Source organism: Leptolyngbya sp. NK1-12 (assembly GCF_032598965.1).
Taxonomy (GTDB): domain Bacteria; phylum Cyanobacteriota; class Cyanobacteriia; order Elainellales; family Elainellaceae; genus Elainella.
Genome location: NZ_CP053586.1, coordinates 6395415 through 6415706, shown reverse-complemented (window position 1 = coordinate 6415706; position 20292 = coordinate 6395415). Strand labels below are relative to the sequence as shown.

The 20292-nt window shown below is 48.2% G+C and carries 21 protein-coding genes and 1 tRNA gene; 9 read left to right on the top strand and 13 right to left on the bottom strand.

The annotated features are described in order from the left end of the window. Positions 1–48: 48 nt before the first annotated feature. Entirely contained in the window at positions 49–450 is a 402-nt protein-coding gene (locus HJG54_RS27585; protein WP_316432442.1) for a hypothetical protein, read from the top strand. A 258-nt stretch (positions 451–708) separates the two neighbouring features. Here the strand turns inward: HJG54_RS27585 and HJG54_RS27580 are convergent, their stop codons facing one another. Beyond that, the gene (locus HJG54_RS27580; RefSeq protein ID WP_316432441.1) at positions 709–912 is read right to left on the bottom strand and encodes a helix-turn-helix transcriptional regulator; all 204 of its coding nucleotides are present in this window, start codon (positions 910–912) and stop codon (positions 709–711) included. 183 nt (positions 913–1095) lie between these two features. Here HJG54_RS27580 and HJG54_RS27575 point away from each other — a divergent pair, with 183 nt between their 5' ends. The 5 genes from HJG54_RS27575 (at position 1096) to HJG54_RS27555 (ending at position 4364) form a co-directional block, all read left to right on the top strand. After that, positions 1096–1356 (top strand): hypothetical protein, encoded by a 261-nt coding sequence (locus tag HJG54_RS27575; RefSeq protein WP_316432440.1) that lies wholly within the window; start codon positions 1096–1098, stop codon positions 1354–1356. A gap of 50 nt (positions 1357–1406) precedes the next feature. Next, positions 1407–1634 carry a hypothetical protein gene (locus tag HJG54_RS27570; protein WP_316432439.1) on the top strand — a complete coding sequence of 76 codons (228 nt, stop codon included), beginning with the start codon at positions 1407–1409 and terminating at the stop codon, positions 1632–1634. 262 nt (positions 1635–1896) lie between these two features. After that, complete coding sequence (locus HJG54_RS27565) at positions 1897–2289, top strand: hypothetical protein (RefSeq protein ID WP_316432438.1); 393 nt, start codon at positions 1897–1899, stop codon at positions 2287–2289. 51 nt (positions 2290–2340) lie between these two features. Continuing rightward, positions 2341–3024: a J domain-containing protein gene (locus HJG54_RS27560; protein ID WP_316432437.1), complete on the top strand. Its 684-nt coding sequence runs from the start codon at positions 2341–2343 to the stop codon at positions 3022–3024. Between the two features lie 2 nt (positions 3025–3026). Further along, positions 3027–4364, top strand: a complete 1338-nt coding sequence (locus tag HJG54_RS27555; protein ID WP_316432436.1) for a WD40 repeat domain-containing protein — start codon at positions 3027–3029, stop codon at positions 4362–4364. A gap of 436 nt (positions 4365–4800) precedes the next feature. Here HJG54_RS27555 and HJG54_RS27550 read toward each other — a convergent pair whose 3' ends face one another. The 8 genes from HJG54_RS27550 to HJG54_RS27515 all read right to left on the bottom strand — a co-directional run bounded on the left by HJG54_RS27550 (position 4801) and on the right by HJG54_RS27515 (position 12911). Further along, positions 4801–5649: a hypothetical protein gene (locus HJG54_RS27550; RefSeq protein ID WP_316432434.1), complete on the bottom strand. Its 849-nt coding sequence runs from the start codon at positions 5647–5649 to the stop codon at positions 4801–4803. Between the two features lie 314 nt (positions 5650–5963). After that, entirely contained in the window at positions 5964–6107 is a 144-nt protein-coding gene (locus HJG54_RS27545) for a hypothetical protein (protein ID WP_316432433.1), read from the bottom strand. Between the two features lie 168 nt (positions 6108–6275). Further along, positions 6276–6347, bottom strand: a tRNA-Thr gene (locus tag HJG54_RS27540). Positions 6348–6395: 48 nt separating this feature from the next. Next, positions 6396–7613, bottom strand: coding sequence for a hypothetical protein (locus HJG54_RS27535; RefSeq protein WP_316432432.1), 1218 nt, complete (start codon positions 7611–7613; stop codon positions 6396–6398). After that, positions 7579–9234 (bottom strand): MBOAT family O-acyltransferase, encoded by a 1656-nt coding sequence (locus HJG54_RS27530; protein WP_316432430.1) that lies wholly within the window; start codon positions 9232–9234, stop codon positions 7579–7581. The genes HJG54_RS27535 and HJG54_RS27530 overlap by 35 nt, the downstream gene beginning before the upstream one ends. A 488-nt stretch (positions 9235–9722) precedes the next feature. Further along, positions 9723–10982 (bottom strand): gephyrin-like molybdotransferase Glp, encoded by a 1260-nt coding sequence (gene glp / locus HJG54_RS27525; protein ID WP_316432429.1) that lies wholly within the window; start codon positions 10980–10982, stop codon positions 9723–9725. A gap of 72 nt (positions 10983–11054) precedes the next feature. Then, complete coding sequence (locus HJG54_RS27520) at positions 11055–12035, bottom strand: PPC domain-containing protein (protein WP_316432428.1); 981 nt, start codon at positions 12033–12035, stop codon at positions 11055–11057. 108 nt (positions 12036–12143) lie between these two features. After that, positions 12144–12911: a hypothetical protein gene (locus tag HJG54_RS27515; RefSeq protein WP_316432427.1), complete on the bottom strand. Its 768-nt coding sequence runs from the start codon at positions 12909–12911 to the stop codon at positions 12144–12146. Between the two features lie 654 nt (positions 12912–13565). Between HJG54_RS27515 and HJG54_RS27510 the strand changes: the two genes are divergently transcribed. Further along, entirely contained in the window at positions 13566–14684 is a 1119-nt protein-coding gene (locus HJG54_RS27510; RefSeq protein ID WP_316432426.1) for an ABC transporter ATP-binding protein, read from the top strand. A gap of 24 nt (positions 14685–14708) precedes the next feature. Here HJG54_RS27510 and HJG54_RS27505 read toward each other — a convergent pair whose 3' ends face one another. Continuing rightward, positions 14709–15512: a response regulator transcription factor gene (locus HJG54_RS27505; RefSeq protein ID WP_316432424.1), complete on the bottom strand. Its 804-nt coding sequence runs from the start codon at positions 15510–15512 to the stop codon at positions 14709–14711. A 452-nt stretch (positions 15513–15964) separates the two neighbouring features. On the opposite strand from HJG54_RS27505, the gene HJG54_RS27500 reads away from it, so the two are divergent. After that, entirely contained in the window at positions 15965–16207 is a 243-nt protein-coding gene (locus HJG54_RS27500; protein ID WP_211621631.1) for a DUF6761 family protein, read from the top strand. 168 nt (positions 16208–16375) lie between these two features. Here the strand turns inward: HJG54_RS27500 and grxD are convergent, their stop codons facing one another. From grxD to HJG54_RS27485, 3 genes are all read right to left on the bottom strand, one after another. Beyond that, on the bottom strand, positions 16376–16699 hold the full coding sequence (gene grxD, locus HJG54_RS27495; RefSeq protein WP_316432423.1) for a Grx4 family monothiol glutaredoxin: 324 nt from the start codon (positions 16697–16699) through the stop codon (positions 16376–16378). A 198-nt stretch (positions 16700–16897) separates the two neighbouring features. Further along, the gene (locus HJG54_RS27490) at positions 16898–17158 is read right to left on the bottom strand and encodes a BolA family protein (RefSeq protein ID WP_036000351.1); all 261 of its coding nucleotides are present in this window, start codon (positions 17156–17158) and stop codon (positions 16898–16900) included. 94 nt (positions 17159–17252) lie between these two features. Then, complete coding sequence (locus HJG54_RS27485; protein ID WP_316432421.1) at positions 17253–17930, bottom strand: hypothetical protein; 678 nt, start codon at positions 17928–17930, stop codon at positions 17253–17255. 209 nt (positions 17931–18139) lie between these two features. Here HJG54_RS27485 and HJG54_RS27480 point away from each other — a divergent pair, with 209 nt between their 5' ends. Further along, a complete protein-coding gene (locus HJG54_RS27480) occupies positions 18140–20257 on the top strand; it encodes a S8 family serine peptidase (protein ID WP_316432420.1) in 2118 nt (705 codons plus the stop codon). Positions 20258–20292: the final 35 nt, after the last annotated feature.

The window sequence follows — 20292 nt, the reverse complement described above, 5'->3', positions numbered from 1 at the left end:
ATATTGAGTGTATGAAATTTAGCAAAACCCACAGCCTGTTGAGTTGTCATGACCCAATCCACTGACACAGCAGAGGTGCTAAAACAACTGGGCAAGCTTACTACTCTGGTAGAAGGCATCCAGACGGATGTTCAAGATATCAAGCTGAATCAAGCTCGAACTGACGAACGGTTAAAGGTATTAGAGACACAGGTCTCTGACTTTAAAAAGAGTACCGAAACTCAAATCGCCGACCTCAAAAAGAGTACCGAAACTCAAATCACTGACCTGAGAAAAAGTACGGAAACCCAAATCGCCGATCTGAGAAAGAGTACCGAAACTCAAATTACTGACATCAGACTGCAACTGCGCTCCCAAGGCAACCGCCTGTGGTCGTTTCTAGTGGCTCTGTTTCTAGCGGTATTAGGATTAGCTTCGCAGCAAATCCTCTTCCCCAATCATCAAGCCTAACTGAGTGGAGAACGAACACAGATGTTATCGATTCTTCTCAATCGCTTCTGCGTTACACTCCAGGTGTGCAGTCAAACGGGCTAATCAGCCAAATCCTTCTAGAAGCCGGTGATGAGATTTGAACTCACGACCGCTCGATTACGAATCGAGTGTAGGATTCAATGAGATCAATGCTTTCAGTGCTATTGCTCGATTTTCTACACCCAATTTACACCCAAAACTCAGTCTTCATCCTCGCTTCACAATTAAGGGGTTGCCCTATTCCTCATCTTTCAGGGTAAACAGATCCCCTATCTCAACCCCAAAGTAATCACAGAGTTTTTCGATCGTTTCTCTGTCCACACGATCGAATCGATTGTTATACAGCTTTGATATGGTGTTGCTACCCAAACCAAGCGACTCTCTCAATTGGATTTGGGTAATCTCTTTTTCAGCCATTAGAACTCGTAATCGGCATCTCATCCGCTTCATGCTCCTAAAGATACGACCCTAGCGGCATTCTAGCAATCTAATTGTCGCTAATGGCAACTATATTGCAGCTTATTTGATAAATATTGCCGCTTCCGGCATAATCAAAGCAGTCTAAAACCCAGTCCCCTGACTCACATCTCAGGACTGGGTTAAACCCCTATAGGAGTTAAATCCATGATGCCAGAAACCAATCAGATTGCCATACGTCGTCAGCTTGCTAAGGATGCTGCGAGTGAGGCAATCAAATCTTTGTTCACCGTCTATTGGGCAGATAGCTTTGATGTAAATCGCCTTCAAGATCGCCTTGTAGACCTCATCTTCTTTTTTACTCGCAATGCCCAAGCTCTCGAAGAACCTCATCCTAGTTCTGAACGGTTGAGTGGAAGCAGTAATCCGATCACTCCTTCTCAGGAGATTCCTGACCATGAGCTTTAACGCTCATATCACCGATGTCCTGATGATTTTGAACAATAAGGAGCTTAGAAGTGTCATTCAGAGAACCTGCTCAACCGTTTATCGATCTACGCGATCGCCCCTCACCTGAGATATTGCGAGTTTTGGCGATTGGCAGTCCTCAAGTTGTGGATTCTTTCGTGATGACCCTATTTCATTGGGGTTATGCCAGACCGGAAGACTGGTCTAGACCGCTTCCAACCATTAACCCTGGTGAGGTCATGCGAATACTGACGAAACGAATAACTTTGAACGAATAGCATAGTCTAAATGCTGCACAACCCGGTAGATTTACCGGGTTTCGCTTTGTCAGGATAACAGATTGCCAGTATGGCTTTCCGTCAAAAATCAAGAATTGGCAAAGACCTAGCCGTTTGGCCTGCTCATACAACAGATATAGGTAATGATCATGCAACGCGGGTAATTAAATTACCTTAACCTGTAGTTCATCCTGGGCATTTCTATGGTTACGTTCACTAACTCAAACTCTAACCATCGTAAGCAAATAGGGATTAGTACATCATGACTATTCCTGAAATACTACAGCAGGCTCAAGATCTGACTAGCCAGCTTACGTTAACGCTCGATAATCCTAAGTCTGTTAAGTTACAGCTTAAGCAAATCTCATTAGTTCAGAAGCAGCTTAGGGCGTTGAAAAAAGAGCTTACTGCCGAAATCAAGGCTATTAACCAGCAGGCTACTCAAACTGGAGCAGACAGTATACTTTCCGTTGGGTTGGATGTTTTTGGAAAGCGAAAATGGGCTGGAAGGGTGAGGGCTGAAACTAGACGGGCGATCGAACGACAAAAACGGGGCGAACGTCAGCCCTATATGGAGGTTAAGGATTTGATTGACCAACTACTGCTAGAGGGCGATCGGCTGAAACTTGAAGGAGAGCAATATCTAATAGGGTAGACAAACTATAGATAGAAGACCACCAATATATCTGAACTTGTGCAGGAAGGAATGGATAAAGATATTGTCCGTAGACTAACGCCTGAAGAAGAAGAGTTGGGAAAAAAGCATTCTGAGTTGGCAAATTTAGAAGCTGAATTAACCCAACGTGAATTGGAATTGGCAACGCTTCATGCTGAACTACACGCATTTGAGCGGAAATATCAGCAAATTATTGGTATTCGATTTTCCGAACTCGATCGGATTGAGGCTCAAATAACTGAATATATGGCATATCTGGAAGCCTCAAAAGAATTTAAGCCTTCTGATAACCTCAAGAGATTGTATCGAGAAGTTGCTAAGCAAATTCATCCAGATTTAGTAACAAACGAGGCTGAAAGGCTACGTAGACAAGAACTGATGGCTGAGGTGAATCAAGCTTATGAGGATGGTGATGAGGAAAAGTTACGAAGCATTTTACACAAGTGGGAAAGTAGCCCTGAATCTGTAAAAGGAGAAGGAATTGCAGTTGAACTGATTCGAGTTCTGCGCCAAATTTCGCAAAGCCGCGATCGGCTTCGAGCAATTGAGGAAGAGCTTAATGAAGTTCAACAGACTGAGCTTTATCAGCTAAAAACTCAAGTTGCGAATGCAGAAAAATTGGGACAAGATTTGCTACAGGAGATGGCAATGGAGCTTGATTTAAAGATTGCTCATGCTCAGCAGAAACTAGAAGGACTCAAAGCAAGATTATAAAGATGGAAGCTGAAGGAAACAAGGCAGAAAAAATTGTTTTGTCAAGACAACAAAAAATAGACAAATATTCTTCAAACCTTGCAAAAAGAGGTTTGAAACTAGCTAATACTTTAAGTCGATATAAAGTTGAGTCTTTTATTCAAGAGCCTTGCTTTCGAGTTTGGAAATGTAAATTTACACTTCCTGGTTACTCCAAAGAAGTAACGTTTTCAGGAGGAAAAACACTAATTACTTGGGGTGATAATGAATCAGTGGCAATTAGCCAGGACAACAATTTTATAGCCAGCGTCGATGGGTGGGGAGAAGTTAAAGTCTGGAATTTACTGGAAGAAAAGCATATCTACTCGTTTAAATGCGAGTGTGCAGAAGCAATTTTTCCGGTTGATCACTGGATGCACAATTTCTCTTCAGATTTATCTGCAATGGGTAAACACCACTCCATCTATATACTTCCAGATAATGAAACTGCTGTTTGTATTAGTGATAGCGGAATAAACGCTTGGAATCTAAAGGTTGGAAGACAGAAGTATTTCTTTTCATCTGGATCTAGCAGTTTTTCTATAGATCCTAAATATCAAAAAATTGCTATATGCCATTCTCATAATGTGGAAATAATGTCTTGCATGACTGGTCAAGTACTTCAAACAATTGATTTGGATGATGATCGCAGCTTCTTTACAGAAAATATTGCTATTTCTCCTGACAGTAAATTGATTGTTGTTTCTGGAAGTTCACTTTTGGATTGGGGCGAAAATGAGCAAGGTGAGGAATATTATACGAACGAACATACTATAGAAATTTGGGACTCTAATACAGGAAGATTACTATATGTTTTAGACAGATATATAGACTATAAAAATGAGAAATCAAGTCCACATGTTGTCATCACCTCTGATGGCAAAAACTTGATTAGTTACTCCGACTGGCTTGAAGAGGGCGATGCAAAGATTAATGTCTGGAATCTTGACACTACCGAACTACTTTACAGTATATCTGAAGCCGTTTATTCAGTAATTGTTAGCAGTGATGAGAAACTTGTTTATGATTCTGTTGCTGATAAAAAAATTAAAATTCTGGATTTGGATTCTGGTAATTTACAATATGCTTTGATTGAAGAATCTGATTCTATTACTACCATGACTATCAGTGCAGATAGTTCCTATCTTGTTTGTGGCACTAGAAGTGGAACAGTTCAGATTCGGGATCTAAAAACTGGTGATTTATTACATACGCTTGCAGGACATGAGCATCCAGTAAAGTCAGTTGTCTTGAGTCACAACGGAGAGATAATTGTTAGCACTGACGTTGAAGGAACGGCTAAGATTTGGAGGACAAAGTAGATTTGAACTAGCATGACTTAACTAGCGGCGAAAGCGCAATTGACCCATTGGTGGAAACTGCGACAGCAGCAGCAAAAGGAAATTGATGCCTCAATCGCCAAAAATACTGATACCGAGGTTTTGTATGACCAGCCTATGAAGACATCAATCAGACATTTCACAAAACTGCCTTCAGGATTGATTCTTATCACGCAAGATTTTCTCATACTCTTCTCTAGTTAGGGGGCAATCTAGCAATCTCAAGAAGTCATTTTTGCTCAACTGACACTGCTTCGCCATCTGCGACAGCAAATTATCAGGAATATCCTTCATTTTTGGAGTGTGACTTGTCTTTGTCTTGACAGTAGTTTTCTTTCCGTCTGTGGTGATGTATACGAAATAATGATGATCACTCTCTGTCTGTTCAAAGCCCTTACTCCTCAAAGCAGACTCTACCTTAGACTTTTGACGTGGCATTTCTATTTTCAGAAACCGTTTCTATCAATTTTTGACGTAATCTCAAAGCATCAGGTGCTAGCTCATCTTCAGAGCTTCCCACATAGGCATCCCACATAAACACAATCTGTTCACTGATCTCCTGAAGCAACTGCTCACGAGTCTGAGCATAAGCAAGCAATGTTAGAACTGGATCTTCCACCACATAAAACTGCTGGCTCTCTTCATCTAAGGATGGATTGAAAGTGAGTGGTTGCCTAAAGCGAAATTCTCGATCGTTCCAGTGAGCAATTTTTAAGCTAATAGGAGATAGGTCAACAGGCTCTAGCTGGGTCACATCAGTTAGCTTATTTGGATAGCCCTCATCATCCAAAGTAAAACGCCCTGTTGCCTGAATCATCCCTCTCCGGTTCTCAATCATCGTTTCCTCTAGCTCATCCACATACACACACTCAATCTCTTTGTGAGTTACCGGATGACGTAGAACCACTGTTCTCCTATCAAAATCAATACGGATCAGTTCACCCGTTACCGTCATCACCGTGTTTTCTGGAGTGTCTTGAGCCAGCTCCCGATCGATGAGAGGAACAGCGTTATCAGGTATTAATAATATCTCTGGGTGATCATCTCTCTGAAACCCAAACCTCCACCCCTCACCCGGTTTAGGTAATAGCTTCCTAACTTCCCGCAGCGCCCGATTTCTCACCTTTTCATCAGGAAAGACATCAAACAGAGGGTCTAGCTGTCCAGTTTGAATTGAGCTGAATAGCATTTCCGTTCTACTCAATAAGTCTGAATAGTTCGTGAAAAGCGATGAATCTACATCACCCGAACCAAGTGCGATCGGCATTGCATAGCTTCCAGATTGAGGAACCCGACAACTGAGGCTATATCGCTGCTGAATCTCTTGTGGGAGCCGAAACCGATCTCTGATGCGTCTGTTTTCCTGAGTTGTTGCAATGAGGTAGACCAACTGCTGTAGCCCTGACAAAGTACGCGCCAACACATCCGCCGGAACTTCATGTGTCCCGTCCTCATCGTTGGTTAGGCGGATAGTAGCGATCGCTTCGGGTCCAGCCATCTAGATCTAGAGAATAAGCACGACAATCACTGATTAAATACAGTAATACATACATTCTCTCTTGATGGTGTAACACTTTGCAATTAGTGTTTTAGCCCATTCTGACTAAACGAACCCATAGAACCCTGATTCTTCCGGTCCTGAATTGCTTCTAGTCGATCAATCGCCTCATGCAGTTCCCGGTTGATATTCCGCTGGTAGCGGCTGAATAGTTCCTGGTTTCGCATTCCCTTAAGTACGTTTGAGCCTACACCCAAATTACGCCCAAGTTACACCCAAACAGCCCTAATACTACCCAACTCTTATTCAATTTTAGAACATGTGTACTATTTTACCAGCATGCCTAGATACGGTAAAACCCCTGAGCTTTAGCACTTTCAGGGGTTTTGCTTATAAGCCGGTGATGAGATTTGAACTCACGACCGCTCGATTACGAATCGAGTGCTCTACCACTGAGCTACACCGGCAAATGCTTTACCAGTATAGCATCAAGCGTCTAATAGCGTCGAACTGGGTCAAGGCGGCGGGGAAGCAGGAGTGGGGGCGGGAGAACGACCTAGGGTTGTGTTGATTAGCTCTAGAACCTTGGCAGCAATTTTTTGATCGGCTTCTGGAATGAAGTGGCCGTCAGCAATAAAGTTTTTCTGATCGGTGGCTGGTGCAATATCATGAGTGCTGACAAACGGAATGCTGTGTCGCTCTAACGTAGGTCGCAGCAATTGATAGAGGTGGTCATCATAGCCTCGATCGTTAATCAGCAGCACAACCGGCATGATGCCATCTTGTTTAGCCGTGGCTGCAAAGTCCTGCACCATCTGTTTCAGGACAGCGGTTTGCTCCCATTTTTCGTTGAAGCCGTCGCTGGTGTGAATTTGAGCCGTGCGATTATCTTGATAGGATTTAGCCCAAGCGCGACGCAACAATCGGAACAGGGCCGAATGGTCCAGGGCAGTTTGTTCAAAGGTAAACGAATTAAAAAACCGATCGTTCGTCTCCAGTTGGTTCACAAACGCATCCCACTGCTGCGGATTTTGCATTGCCTGCCGCAGTTGCTCCAGTGACTGGATCTGCGGTTGAATCGCCTGCAATTGGCCGGCCTCAACTTTGTATTTCGGAAAGGTGTAGGGAGCCGGAACCTCTGCGCCCCAGGTCATGCCAGTCATCGCATCCAAGCCTTTGACGCTAGAAGCGAGAATACCCAGAACGACAACATTAGCTTGATGCTTGTCTCGGTCAAATTGATAGGCCGAGTAGGAGAAGTTGGGAGGAGCGGCTGGCCCTGCCATTGACCGCAATGTGATGCGCGGATCGAGCTTCTCTACTTCCCCCATCACCCGCAAGCTAAACGACATACCATAGCTAGCAACGAGAATGTCATCTCCTGGTTCAGGAACTGTGGGCTGCTCCTCTAGATTCTGAGCATTTAGCCAACCTGCCTGGGCAATCGGAGCGCTCGTATCGTTGGTTGGCCCCATTTGGCGGCGGATTTTGCCTTCAATCGAGCGGCCATAGTCGAAGTAGAGACTGAGGGAACTAGGTGAGGTATTCAGCGGATCGGTAGGATAGGGAAACAGCCGATTGATTGCCACATCAATGGCGACGAGCGTTGCCACAAATCCTAGTGTTGCTTGGGCGCAAGTCCTAGCCCGCTTGCTGGTGAGAACTTTGGTCAGGGGATTATCCACAGAAGCAGATTGATCAGAATTGGAAGTAAATAAATTGCGAAGCTGCATTGCTTGCTCCCATCAAAATTAGCGTCGTCAAAACAGCGTAGAAGGCTCCCCGGAATAAGCTGGGAATTCGATAGTAGAAATGGGCATTACCGGCACTGTACTCCAAGCACTCATAGACAATCAGCACGAGTAGCCCAATCATGCCAGATAGTGTTGGCCTAGGCATGCTGAGGGAAAAGTTACCAAAGTCGGTGAATAGGATTTGGGTAAACCTGACGATTTGTTCAAAGGATGTAGCTCGGAATAACAGCCAGCCGTAGCACACCAATCCGAAAAACAGCACCGTGGCGGTAGCAGCAGGCAGAAATTGCTTGAGATTAAACGAATTGCGCTGGGTTGATTGTTTAGATTCACGAATGCCCAATGCCCGATAAATGCAAAGCAGTGTGCCTTGATAGAAGCCCCAGAGCACATAGTTCCAGGCGGCTCCGTGCCACAGTCCTCCCAGCACCATCGTGGTCATCAGGTTACGATACGTGTTGCCTTTGCGGTTACCGCCCAAGGGAATGTAGAGGTAGTCACGCAGCCAAGTTGAGAGGCTGATGTGCCAACGCCGCCAGAATTCGCTGGGAGTTTTCGAAAAGTAGGGCAAGTTAAAGTTGAGCATTAGCTCAATACCGAACAGCTTGGCTACGCCTCTAGCAATGTCGGAATAGCCAGAGAAATCACAATAGATCTGAAAGGTAAACAGCAGCGTGGCTGCCACCACATCCAGCCAGGATACGGCTCCGGTTGTGCCGTACACGGCGTTGACTGAACCGGCAATTCCGTCAGCAATGGCAACTTTTTTGAACAAGCCCAGCAGAATTAAGTACAGGCCGCGAATTGTTTGATCAAACTTGATTTGACGCGGTTTGCTGATTTGGGGTAACAGGTCAGCGGCTCGCACAATTGGGCCAGCTACCAACTGAGGGAAAAAGCTAATCGACAGGGCAAAATCTGAGAGCCGTTGAACCGGCGGAATCTCTTTACGGTAGACATCAATCGTGTAGCTCATCGACTGAAACGTGTAGAACGAGATCCCAACCGGCAGCAGCACGCCAAGTGAGAAAAAGTCGGCTTGCCAGCCCACCGAGCTGAGAGCTGCCTCGGCACTGTCTACAAAGAAATTGAAGTATTTAAAAACTGCCAGAATACCCAGGTTGATTGTAATACTGGTCGCTAAACAGAGATTCGAGCGGCGATTTTCTGGCAGAGCCACCAGGTAGGGGTACAGCCCGTTGGCAAGCAAAACGGCGGCTAGGGTGCCCAACCACACCAACCACCCGGTCCAAGCTGAAGGCAGTAGATTGGGCCAATCTACTGCGAGCTGAAACGGTGTCAGCGAAAATTGCACTGCCTGCCATTGCACCGTGACAAACAAGAGGGCCGCTGCCAGTAGAGCCGTTGTCGATACAACTCGCTGCCGGGTAGACATCTGCCCTTGCCCAATCATTAAGGCCGAGCAAAAGTCGAGCGTAGAGGTGAGCAGAATTAGAAACAGAAAGCGAGCATCCCACCAGCCATAGAAAATATAGCTGGCGACCAACAGCATGCGATTTTGTCCCCGAAAGGGCAGCAGGCGGTAAGCCGTGTAAACAATAATCAGAAAAACTAGAAATTCAATTGAGTTGAAAACCATCGGTTTTTCGCTCGTAAGAAACTGGATATATGTCCTGCTAATTTCTCCGTCAACCCAATCCAAAATCGATGAAGGTTCTGTCTATGAATCTGTGAGAATCCATTCGAATTACCTCGATCCAAGTCATTGAATCGAGCTGCCTTTTATTTCGGATTGAATTACAATTACGGGCTTTTTTAGATACAAAAAACAGTAAATTAGCTCACTTTTTCAAATAATGAATTCATCATGTTCCATGCTTCAAACGATTTTACTGTTCTCATCCTGAAGTTTCTTAGAACCTGGAGACATCTATATCTAAGATTTACAAAAAACCTGGTCAAACCACGGATATACAGGTGATTTGTTGAATTTTAAGTAAGGATTAAGTTTGTAATTACGGAGTCGCTGCAATAGTTTGAATGTTCCAACTACGAAATTAGGATGAAGTTAGTTAAAGATTAGATGAAATCCTTAGTTTCTGGTTGATGCCTGACTGAATTAATGCCTCACTGCATCAAATGAATCAGCATGATCTGGAGCGGCTCACCAATCAAGATTCGCGTTTGACCAATTGGCACAATGGCCAGTGCGTTGGTCTGAGCTAGATTGACTAAATTCCCCGAACTGTGAGAACCGCCAGCCAAGTGAAATTCAAATTCGCCGTTGACAATCTGCACCCGTCCCCATAGATAGCTCTCCCGCTTACCGTCTGAGCGTAATTCTTGGGTCGCCCGTCCCTGAATCACGGTGGGGTCCCAACCTGTGGCTAACCCTGATAGTTTTCGCAAGGCTGGCTGGACGAAGCGCCAGAAGGTAACTAGGGCAGAGGCGGGGTTGCCGGGAAGGCCGAAGTAGAGGAGGGGGCGGGGGGGTGATGGGGGAGCGGGGGGGAAAGTGGCAAAAGTGAGGGGTTTGCCGGGTTTGACGGCAACGGCACGGATGTGGATTTCGGCTCCGAGTTCGGCCAGGATGCGATCGACGTAGTCATAGTCGCCAACCGAGACACCGCCAGAGGAAAGAATTATGTCGGCGCGGCTGATGGCTTGGACGATGGCCTGTTTGGTTGCTGCTGGATCGTCGGGCACAATTCCCAAAGGAATCGGTTCGGCTCCAGCACTGGTCACTAGGGCTGTGAGGGCATATTGATTCGAATCTACAATCTGTCCGGGCTGAAGCGGCTGGTCTGGCGGAACGAGTTCATTGCCAGTCGAAAGAATTGCCACACGCGGACGCCGGTAAACCGGAACTTGCAGACATTGGGCGGTAGCCAATACGGCCATATCTGGGGCGGTCAGCAAAATGCCAGCCGGTAGCAGCGGAGTGCCAGCGCGGTAAAACTCACCCTGATGCCGTACAAACGCTTGAGGTTTGGGTGCCGCTAAAATGCTGACTCGATCACCCTGACGCTGAGTGTCTTCCTGGATCACGATCGTATCGGCTCCGGCTGGCAGCATTGATCCGGTGAGGATGCGGGCTGCTTGACCGGACTGCACAGTTTTCTGCGGCACTGCACCTGCCGGAATTTCTTCGATAATGTCTAGCGTCACGGGCTGCTCAGGGCTGCAGTCAGCAACATCTTCGTAGCGCACCGCGTAACCATCCATCGCCGAGTTGTCCCAATGGGGAATGTCGAGTTGGCCAGATACCTGAGCGGCAAGGATCCGACCATTGGCAGCAGCTAGGGGAACCAGATCGCGATCCTGTTGCGGATCGAGCGGCTGCACTCGATCGAGAATGATTTGTTCGGCTTGGTGGGCAGGCAGCATAGAAGACTGAGTTGAACCGTTGGTGAACATTGCAACTCAGCCTAACAGAGTTGGCTCAACTTAGAAACCAGGTTAGGTCGCTCCAAAAATGGCGCTGGTAGTTCCGGTCAGGTTGCGGTCGAAGCTGCCAACACCCGTAGTTGGGTCAATGCGAATCTGCAAACGGTTGACGGTGTAGCCGTAGAAGATGCCGCTGTCCTGCGCGAGTCCGTAGATATTTCTAAAGCCCGTATCGCCAATCACGGTGGCTACGCCATTCAGGTCAATCGAGTACAGCGTATCCGTCGAACTGCCAACGGTAGCCGATGTGGCCAAGAAGCGATTGCCAGCCGGATCAAATACCAGATCGCCGCTGCTGGAGAAGTTGGGAATGGTGGCCACAAGAGTCGCCGTGCCGGTTTGAGTATTGACCGTGTAGAAGTTGGAGTCGCCTGCCGCGTATAGCATTCCGGAAGTGGAGAAGGCCAAAGCAGTCATATTGTTGGCTCCCAAGCTGCCGATCAAATTAGCAGTTCCGGTATTGGCATCGAGTTTATAAAGACTGTTGCGCGTAATCCCAAACAAGTCGCCTGCGCTAGAGCGAGCAATATCAGTCAAATCCAGGGAAGAACTATTGATTAAGCTAAAGGCACCTGTGGTGCGATCCACTCGTCCGAGTTCGGCTGAACCAGTTGACAACAGACCTATGGAAGACTGAGGGGGAGGTTGGGGCGGCTGAGTAACTGGAGCTGCCGATAAGGCCAATCGGTAAGCAGTATCCCCACCACGACGCACTACCCGCAGATAGTACACGCCTGCCTCTAGCAAGGATGTGATCACCTCTGCCCGTTTGCCCGGTTTGCGAGACGCCCCAATTACCTTTCGGTTCCCATTCAGCAACTCCAGATTGGCGTTGGTTTTGAGGCCATTGAGCTGGGCAGAAAAATTGCTGCGGTTGCCTAGGGAAAACTGATACAAATCAACTCGTTCGCGGCGACGAAGCGCATTCTTGAGTGAGCGACTGCCATTTAGCGCTCCTAGAGCTTTGAACTGAGCTGCACGGTTATTTTGCATAGCTGACGAATCAGAAGAACATCCTTCATAATTCCCAGCCCAATTAGCCTTGCTCCGGAAGCCACCCGCTAGTAGCGAAACTTGATATGCATCGACGCCTGACTCCCTCTAATACAGCAAATTAAACCGCTGAAGCTGCGTTTCCACCATTTGCGGCAACAGCTTGTGCAGTTCGGTTTTGTTGCGGAATAAGAGGCGGTTCCCCGGCGGCAGGTCGAAGGCAAACTGACCATTGACGCTAGACCGCTCCATCTGAGCCAGCAAAATTTGCTCAGCGCGTTTACATTGCAGCGCATAGCCCACTTCTACACAAACTTTGGGGCTAGGAATCGGCTGAGGTGGTTCGCTATCCAGTTGCAGAATTGGCGTCCCGTCGGCAATAAACAGCAGGCTTTTACGGATTTTCTGCATCAAGGTGCTTTTGAGGCGAACCGCTCCTTCCGTGGGACGATGGGATTCTTCTAAAGCCAACAACAGCCGCGATCGCTTGTTGAGTTTTTCAATGATTGTCTGCAATTCTTCGCGCAGTAATTCACTCGATTCTGCGTATTCAGTTTGATAACAAAGAAAGATCGTTGGCTCTAAATGGGCCATCACATCTTGTTTAGTAAAGTAGATTTCATGGCTGATTAAATCGATATTAGAAATAGCGTAACCGCCGCTGCCTTCAATGTAGAACTCAACGGTTTCTCCTTCTAAATAGCGCTGAAACCAAACCGATTGTTTGACATCTTCACTGTCTTCTAAAAAATCGGCTCGCAAAGCTGACTTCAACAGACTATTTTTACTGAGGCGCAAATCGTGAGGGCGCTTTTCTAATTCTCGAATTGGTTCATACTCCTGGAGATACCAGGCTTTCAAAGCAATAATCGCCATGATGCACTTTTACCTGTCTCTTGACCTGTCCTGTAGGCTTTAAAGCAGTAACAGCACCCCTTGCATGAAACGCTGAGTGATTTCCTCATTTCTCCTGATTCTATCTAGAGTTGGGCTAATTCAATCCTGAAAAAATAATATTGATTTAGCGCTCAAACTCTCTGTCAACTACTAAGAGGAAATATCAATGTTTCGCAGAAGTGCTGTTACGGTTAGACGAGACAGATGCAAATTAAACAGCTCTTTTACCTCTACTTTGTTGAATGTGATCTTGGCTGTCAAATTTGCCAACGAAGCTTTATTGCTTCACTTTTTACTATACCGTCTTTCTACTCTAAATCAGTTTGGCGATACCAAAGTTTACGTTAAGATCAATTCCGCAATCTTTGATACAAGTAGGTTGATTATTTAGTTGGATCAGCTTTCATCACTTAAAACTCAAAACTCAAAACACTGCTAGCTGCGCGACAGGCAGAAGCAAGCTACAAAACTACGTGCTCTGCACAGGCTACGCCACCAAAACTCAAAACTACGCGCTCCGCGCAGGCTACGCCCCCAAAACTCAAAACTCAAAACTCAAAACTGGTACTACTCTGAGTTGGCTCCGAGTTTGGTAAAGTTGAGGGTGCCAGCTACCGTAGTGATTCGCAACCTGTGCCAAGGGTTTATCTAGAGCAAATTTGTCGCCGCTTCAATCCCACCACCGCCATCGAAGCCATTACTTTTGAAGTCCCTGACGGCCAATTTTGGGTACTGGTGGGACCGTCGGGTTGCGGCAAGTCTACAATTCTGCGGCTAATTGCGGGATTGGATACGGCCAGCAGCGGGGATATCTACATTGGCGACCGCTTGGTCAACCAAGTGCCAGCTCGCCAGCGTGATGTGGCGATGGTCTTCCAAAACTATGCCCTCTACCCCCACATGAGCGTGGCCGAGAATCTGGCCTTTGGATTGCGCTTGCGGGGAACCGATCGACGGCTTGTGCAACAGCGGATTGAAACCACAGCCAAATCGTTAAATATTGCCCATTTGCTCGACCGTAAACCGGGTCAGCTTTCTGGCGGACAGCAGCAGCGAGTGGCGTTGGGACGGGCAATTGTGCGGCAGCCGCAGGTGTTTTTGCTGGATGAGCCGCTCTCCAATCTGGATGCCCAGTTGCGAGACGAAACCCGGGCCGAACTGAAACAGCTCCACCAAACGCTAGGAATTACCACCATCTATGTCACCCATGACCAGGTAGAAGCCATGACCCTGGCGGACCAAATCGTGGTGCTCAATCAGGGCAAGATTCAGCAGATCAACGATCCGCAAACCCTCTATGCCCAGCCTGTGAATCAAATGGTGGCTACGTTTTTTGGCAGTCCGCCAATGAATATTCTGCCCGCTCGCTACGACGGTACGGCTTTTCTGGTGGGATCTAACCACCTACCCTGCCCCACTGCCCTCCAAAAGCAACTGCAATTTAAACTAGATTCGGCAACTGAACCGGAACTGCCATCGGGTGACTGGACCATCAATCTGGGAATTCGGCCTGAGCATATCCATCTCACGGATCCAGCTAGTGCAGATCTGATTGTGACAGCCACACTGATCGAACCGTTGGGACGCGAGAAGTTAGTGCGAGCTAGCCTGCTGACCGATGCATCGACGACGCTTCAGTTTTGGGCTGCCGCTGATCAAACCGTCCGAGTTGGCGATCAATTGCCACTCCGGTTAGAGTTCAATCAGCTATTTGTGTTCCATTCCCAGACCGGCAAAAACTTTTTGATCTAGTTGATCGAGGCTAGTTGATCGAGGCTAGTTTTCTGCCACTCTGGTGAATGGATGTATCGGAGGTTTTCGAGAATTCAGCCGTGCCGAATTGGCTGGTTCATTCCGATGGGTCGTATCCACCATTTCCACATTGAAGCGATAGCCCACATTCCGCACGGTTTGGATTAAGTTGGGCTGGCGGGGATCAATTTCGATTTTTTTGCGGAGTGACAGCACATGGGTGTCCACGGTCCGGTGATTGTCGATCTCGTCCGGCCATGCCTTGCGCAGCAACTCTGAGCGACTGAGGGGGACTCCGCCCGCTTGAGCTAGAGCATACAGCAAACTAAATTCCTGCGGCGTCAGGTCTATCAACTCGTTCTTGAAGCGGACTCGTCGCTGCACCAAGTCAATCTTCAGATCACCGTAGTCCAACACTGCCGGGACCGCGAAGCTGCGACTGCGTCGCGTCAATGCCTCAACCCGAGCCAAAAATTCTTGAATCCCAAAGGGTTTGGTGAGATAGTCGTCTGCACCGGCCCGCAACCCGGTAACAATATCAGCTTCAGTGCTGCGAGAGGAGAGCATCAAAATCAGGGCTTGACGCTGTTGCTGCAACCAGCGACAAAACTCTAGGCCATCTCCATCGGGTAGTTCCGTATCCAAGACGATCAGGTTGGGCCGCCGACTCATGAAAACATCTCTGGCTTGGTGCAGATCGGCAGATTGATAAACCCAATACCCAACCTGCTGCAAATGCCAACTGAGCAGGGATCGCAAATGGGGATTACCCTCAACAATTTGGACGCCAACAGCTCCCACAGGTGAAATCTCGTTAGAGGTCTGCATTTCCAGGCTAACAAAGCATTTGTCAAGGTTTTGTAACCACTGCTACCTGCGTCTGAGAGATTCTGAGAGCGGCAGCAGTCCGTGCTTACACCCGCTTCTAGCTCTATCTTGCGAGAGGCAATCGTAGCGTTGGGTAAAAAATCAGTTAATTCTCAGAGAGTTCCAGGTAAAATACAAAGTAAGTCCCCACTTGACTATTTGAGCAATAAAGCACTTGGTTGTGTGGGTTTCAGTGTAAATCGCAAATGCATCTAAGCAAAACAATCTAAGTACCTTCGCTGAGGGGGAAGTTCATTATCGATCGATTGGCTACACCTGTTCTATCCCATTCCCATTCCATTCAATAGCGCCGCTGCTATTTGTGAGAAATTCACTGGAAAAGTATCATTGGGAATTTATCACTGGGAATTTGTTCAGAATTGCTGTCGTTTAGGCAATGGTTTGATTAATTTATGCTTCAGGATGCCCTTGCAATTCGCTATTATCAACGGCTCACCGATGCTCTGGTAGAGCAATGGAATCGTGGCTATCGGTTTGACGAACTTCGCCTCTACATGGATGGTTACCTAGCGGCGCTTCGTCACGCTGATGCAATTGAACCCTATCTAATTAACCGTTTGGAAGAGGAAGTGATTCGCTATCTCTACGATCCGTCTAACTTTGAAATGCCCCAAACAGAACCCGATTATCGTTAGGGTTGGGAATGGCGCACTTATCTCTGGTCTATCTGCGGTTGTCTGGGTTGATGGCTTTTTGATGATCCCAACTCATCCGCACAGTTATTCAACCCTCTAGATCAGCTTGACGAAGCTTCTAGAGGGTTTATGTTTATTGGCTCTAGGAGACTCTGCAAAGCTCACCTATCAGGACGCTAGAGCAACCTCGACCATTTGCTGCAATTCGCCTTTCTGGTACAGCTCGATCATGATATCGGAGCCACCAACAAATTCACCGTTGATGTAAACCTGAGGGATTGTGGGCCAGTTGGAATATTCTTTGATGCCTTGCCGAATGTCTGGATCGGACAGCACATCATAGGTTTCAAATGGAACACCCAACAGGTTCAAAATCTGCACAACATTGTTGGAGAAGCCACACTGGGGCATCAGCTTCGTGCCCTTCATGAACACCATGATTTTATTGTTCTGAACCAAATCATCGATTCGCTGCTGCACTTCTGGAGTCATATTTTCTACAAGTATTTGTTTACGCTTTTAGTCCACGCTTCTATGGTATCGGTTCCTCCGACTCTAGGGTCAGAGGGCTACTCTAATTTGGTCTATCCCAACTATCGAAAGTTCTGTCGGTCAAACCGGTCCATTAAACCGGCAAGCAGTCCAGGCAGGAATTTCCATCTGCAAGCAAATCAGCAATAGATACGCTTATCAAACCGTTTGCTGCTGGGCCTGCCAAGCTTGGGGGGTGTAGGTTTTCATCGTCAAGGCATGAATCGCCTCGGAAGACATTTCCTGCTGGAGAGCGCGGTAGACCAACTGGTGCTGCTGGACCAAGCCCTTGCCTTCAAACAACGAAGAAACAACGACTACCTGATAATGATCGCCACCGCCCGTGAGGTCCTGCACCTGCACCTGGGCATCGGGCAATCCTGCTTTGATCATCGATTCAACTTGAGCTGGGCTAATCATCTAGCCTCCTATATATCGCGTTCACGTGATTTGGCCTCTACTCTAATCTAAAGTATCAGACTCGCAGTAGCAGAGAGATACCAATAACGAGAATCTAGGGGGTAGGAGCTTCTACACCGCCATCACGCGGAAAGGGCGTATCGACAAATCCCAACTCAAGCAGTTGCTGGTAGGCTTTCTTACCCAGGTCACGGGTGGGGTTCTGACTGCGGACGATTTGCACCAACAGAGGCACAGCTAACTCTGGCTTATTTTGCGCCCGGTGCACTAGGGCCAGTTGATATGTTGCCTCGTCTCGCATTTGGGCGGTTTGAAACGCCTGTTGGCGCTGGGCATCGGCAATGCGCGTATCAATCCCGGCAAAGCTAGCGGCCAGGTCTTGGTGAAAGTTGGAGAGCTGGTTAAATACCTGACGAGCTTGTTGCAACTTGTTCACCGCCAAGTCATAATTCTGAGCCGAAACCGCGCTACCTGCCTCGCTCATGAGCTGCTGCCCCCCCTGGACGCTGAGAATGCCCTGAGCCAATGGCCGCAAATCCTGATTGTCGCCCGGCGTTTGTAAGTCTTCAGGAGTTTGAGTATCCACCGGAGCACTTTCGGGCAACGATGGGGTCTGAGCTTGCGCGGTTGGGGATAGCAACAGGAGAGAAGCAATAGTCAGAGCTGGCAGCAACCGGCCTGTTGAAAAAACTTGAAGAGGAGCAGACGATACCATGAAACTATCCCAGATTGTGTAGTCGCGGACGGGTTTGATCTTAGGGAATCTTACCATTACGGTGCAAAGTTTAAATTTCTTTTCAGATGGCCAGAAAAAAAGCGGCGACCAAGCTTGTTTAGACTGCTGTTAGCGCAGGAAGTTCCATTGGCAACGGCTGATTCAATATGCAATACCAAGAAAATGCCGAAAAATGCCACGTCCAATCTCAACCGAACGCAATAGAATACAACTTCTAGTAATGAACCCTGAAAGAGGTCGAGTGGATGACAGATGCGAGGAAGCTGCCTCTATCCCCTGAGGAGGTATTGCCGGAGGAGTCTGTGTTTGATGTTGCCCTGCTGGATCCGGTGGTATTGCAGCGGGGGGGTGAGGAGCTGACGCTCGGAAAGGTGAATGATCGCTTTGTTGTTTGTCCAGCAGCGGGGTGTTCAGTCGCGGCGGTGCTTGAGGCGATTCAAGCTCCTGATGTCACACCCAGCTCAATTCTGCCTAATCTGCTAGAAATTCGGGTTGCTCCCAGTGATTTAGACGATTTGATGCAGCAGGCGCGTTCTGCCGCTGCCATTGCCTTCGCCAGCCACGTATATCAGATGTACGAGAGTCCGGGGACATTGCTGTACCCAACCGATCAGATCACGCTCCAGTTTGCTGAATCACTGGCTGCTGAGCAGATGCACCGAATTGCGGCGGCGGCTGGACTGCGCATCCTCAAGCTGATTGCTGGCGTTCCTAAAGCATTTGTGTTTCAGGTGACAGCCTCTGCCCCAGCCAATCCCCTGAAGTTGGCCAATCAGTTGCTCCAACATCCAGCGATTTTGCTAGCGGAACCGAATGTGGCCGTGCTACGCCAGCCCTGCTACCGTCCGCGAGAATCAAACTATGCTCAGCAGTGGTACCTCAACCATGAAGGCGGTGCGGATCTGGTGCCGGGTTCCCATATTTTTGCTGAACCCGCCTGGAACTTAACCAAAGGCAAGCGTTCCATTACAGTTGCTGTGGCCGACGATGGCTTTGATCTAGAGCATCCTGACCTGCAAAGTGAAGGCAAAATTGTGGCGGCAGTGGAGCTACAGCGAGGCGGTATACCATTGGCTAAAACCAGTGAAACTCACGGTACAGCTTGCGCTCGGCTGATCACGGCAGACGAAACCGGCAAAGGTATGATCGGCGTAGCGCCCGGATGTGCCTTGATGCCAATCGGCGTGGGTGCGTTTATTGAAGACCAAACGATCGAGCAACTCTGCCAGTGGGTAATTGAAAACGGCGCAGATGTGGTTTGCTGCGGTTGGAGTGCGGCAGCAACTTATTTTCCGTTGTCGCTACGCCAGCGAGTGGCCCTGACTCAAGCAGCAACACAAGGCCGTGACGGGCGAGGCTGCGTCCTAGTCTTCCCCGCAGGAAACGCCAATCGTCCGTTAAGTGGAATGGTGTCAGAACAAGATTGGCCGAATCAGCTTTTGCAAGGTGCAACCCGCTGGCTCAACGGTTTTGCTGTGCATCCCGATGTGATTACCGTAGCGGCCTGTACGAGTTTGAACCACAAATCGGCTTGCAGCAACTGGGGAACTGGGATTTCAGTAGCAGCCCCCGGAGGTCATGCCCCTCCTATGTATTACGCACAGCAAACGGGCTTGGTCCCTACTGGACCGGTTTGCCCTCCCCAACTCGGACGGGCCATTGTTCTAGACGAACCGACTGCAGCAACTACAACTGCTGACGCGGTCCATCCAGCCCTACTGGGTGACACCTCGGCAGCCTGCGCCATCGTAGCCGGAGTCGCAGCCCTAGTGCTGTCAATTCATCCAGACCTAACCGCGCTCCAGGTACGGGAAATTCTAGAGCAAACGGCGGACAAAATTTTGGATCCGGAACCCGATGCCCAACTGAAGCTGCAGCTAGGCCACTACGACGCCCATCGCTATTCCGCTGCCTTTGGATACGGCAAGGTCAACGCCGTCAAAGCGCTGCAGTTCGCTCAGCAGCAGATCACACCATTACCACTGCCCCAGCGCTGGATTCAATATAGCAACTCAACGCCACTGGACATTCCCGATGGCAACCCGGAAGGCATAAGTAGCGCCATTCAAATCACAGAGGCTGGTTCAGTGCAGGATATTGAGGTCCGCATTGACATTGAACACGAGTTTATGGGCGATCTGGAGGTCTACCTGATTCCACCGTGGGGAACTAAGGTGCTGCTACAAAGTCGAGCGATTGGACGACTAACAAGCCTTAAAACGACCTACTCCCTAGAAACGACCCTGTGGCTCAAAACAGTTCTCAATCATCCGGTTCAGGGCAAGTGGCGACTGCATATCATCGATTGGGTGCCAGAAAACAAAGGCCAGTTGCGCAACTGGCAGTTGGATTTAGGAGTTTGAAGGACTGGAATTAGGGACGGTCGCGGGCAAGACGC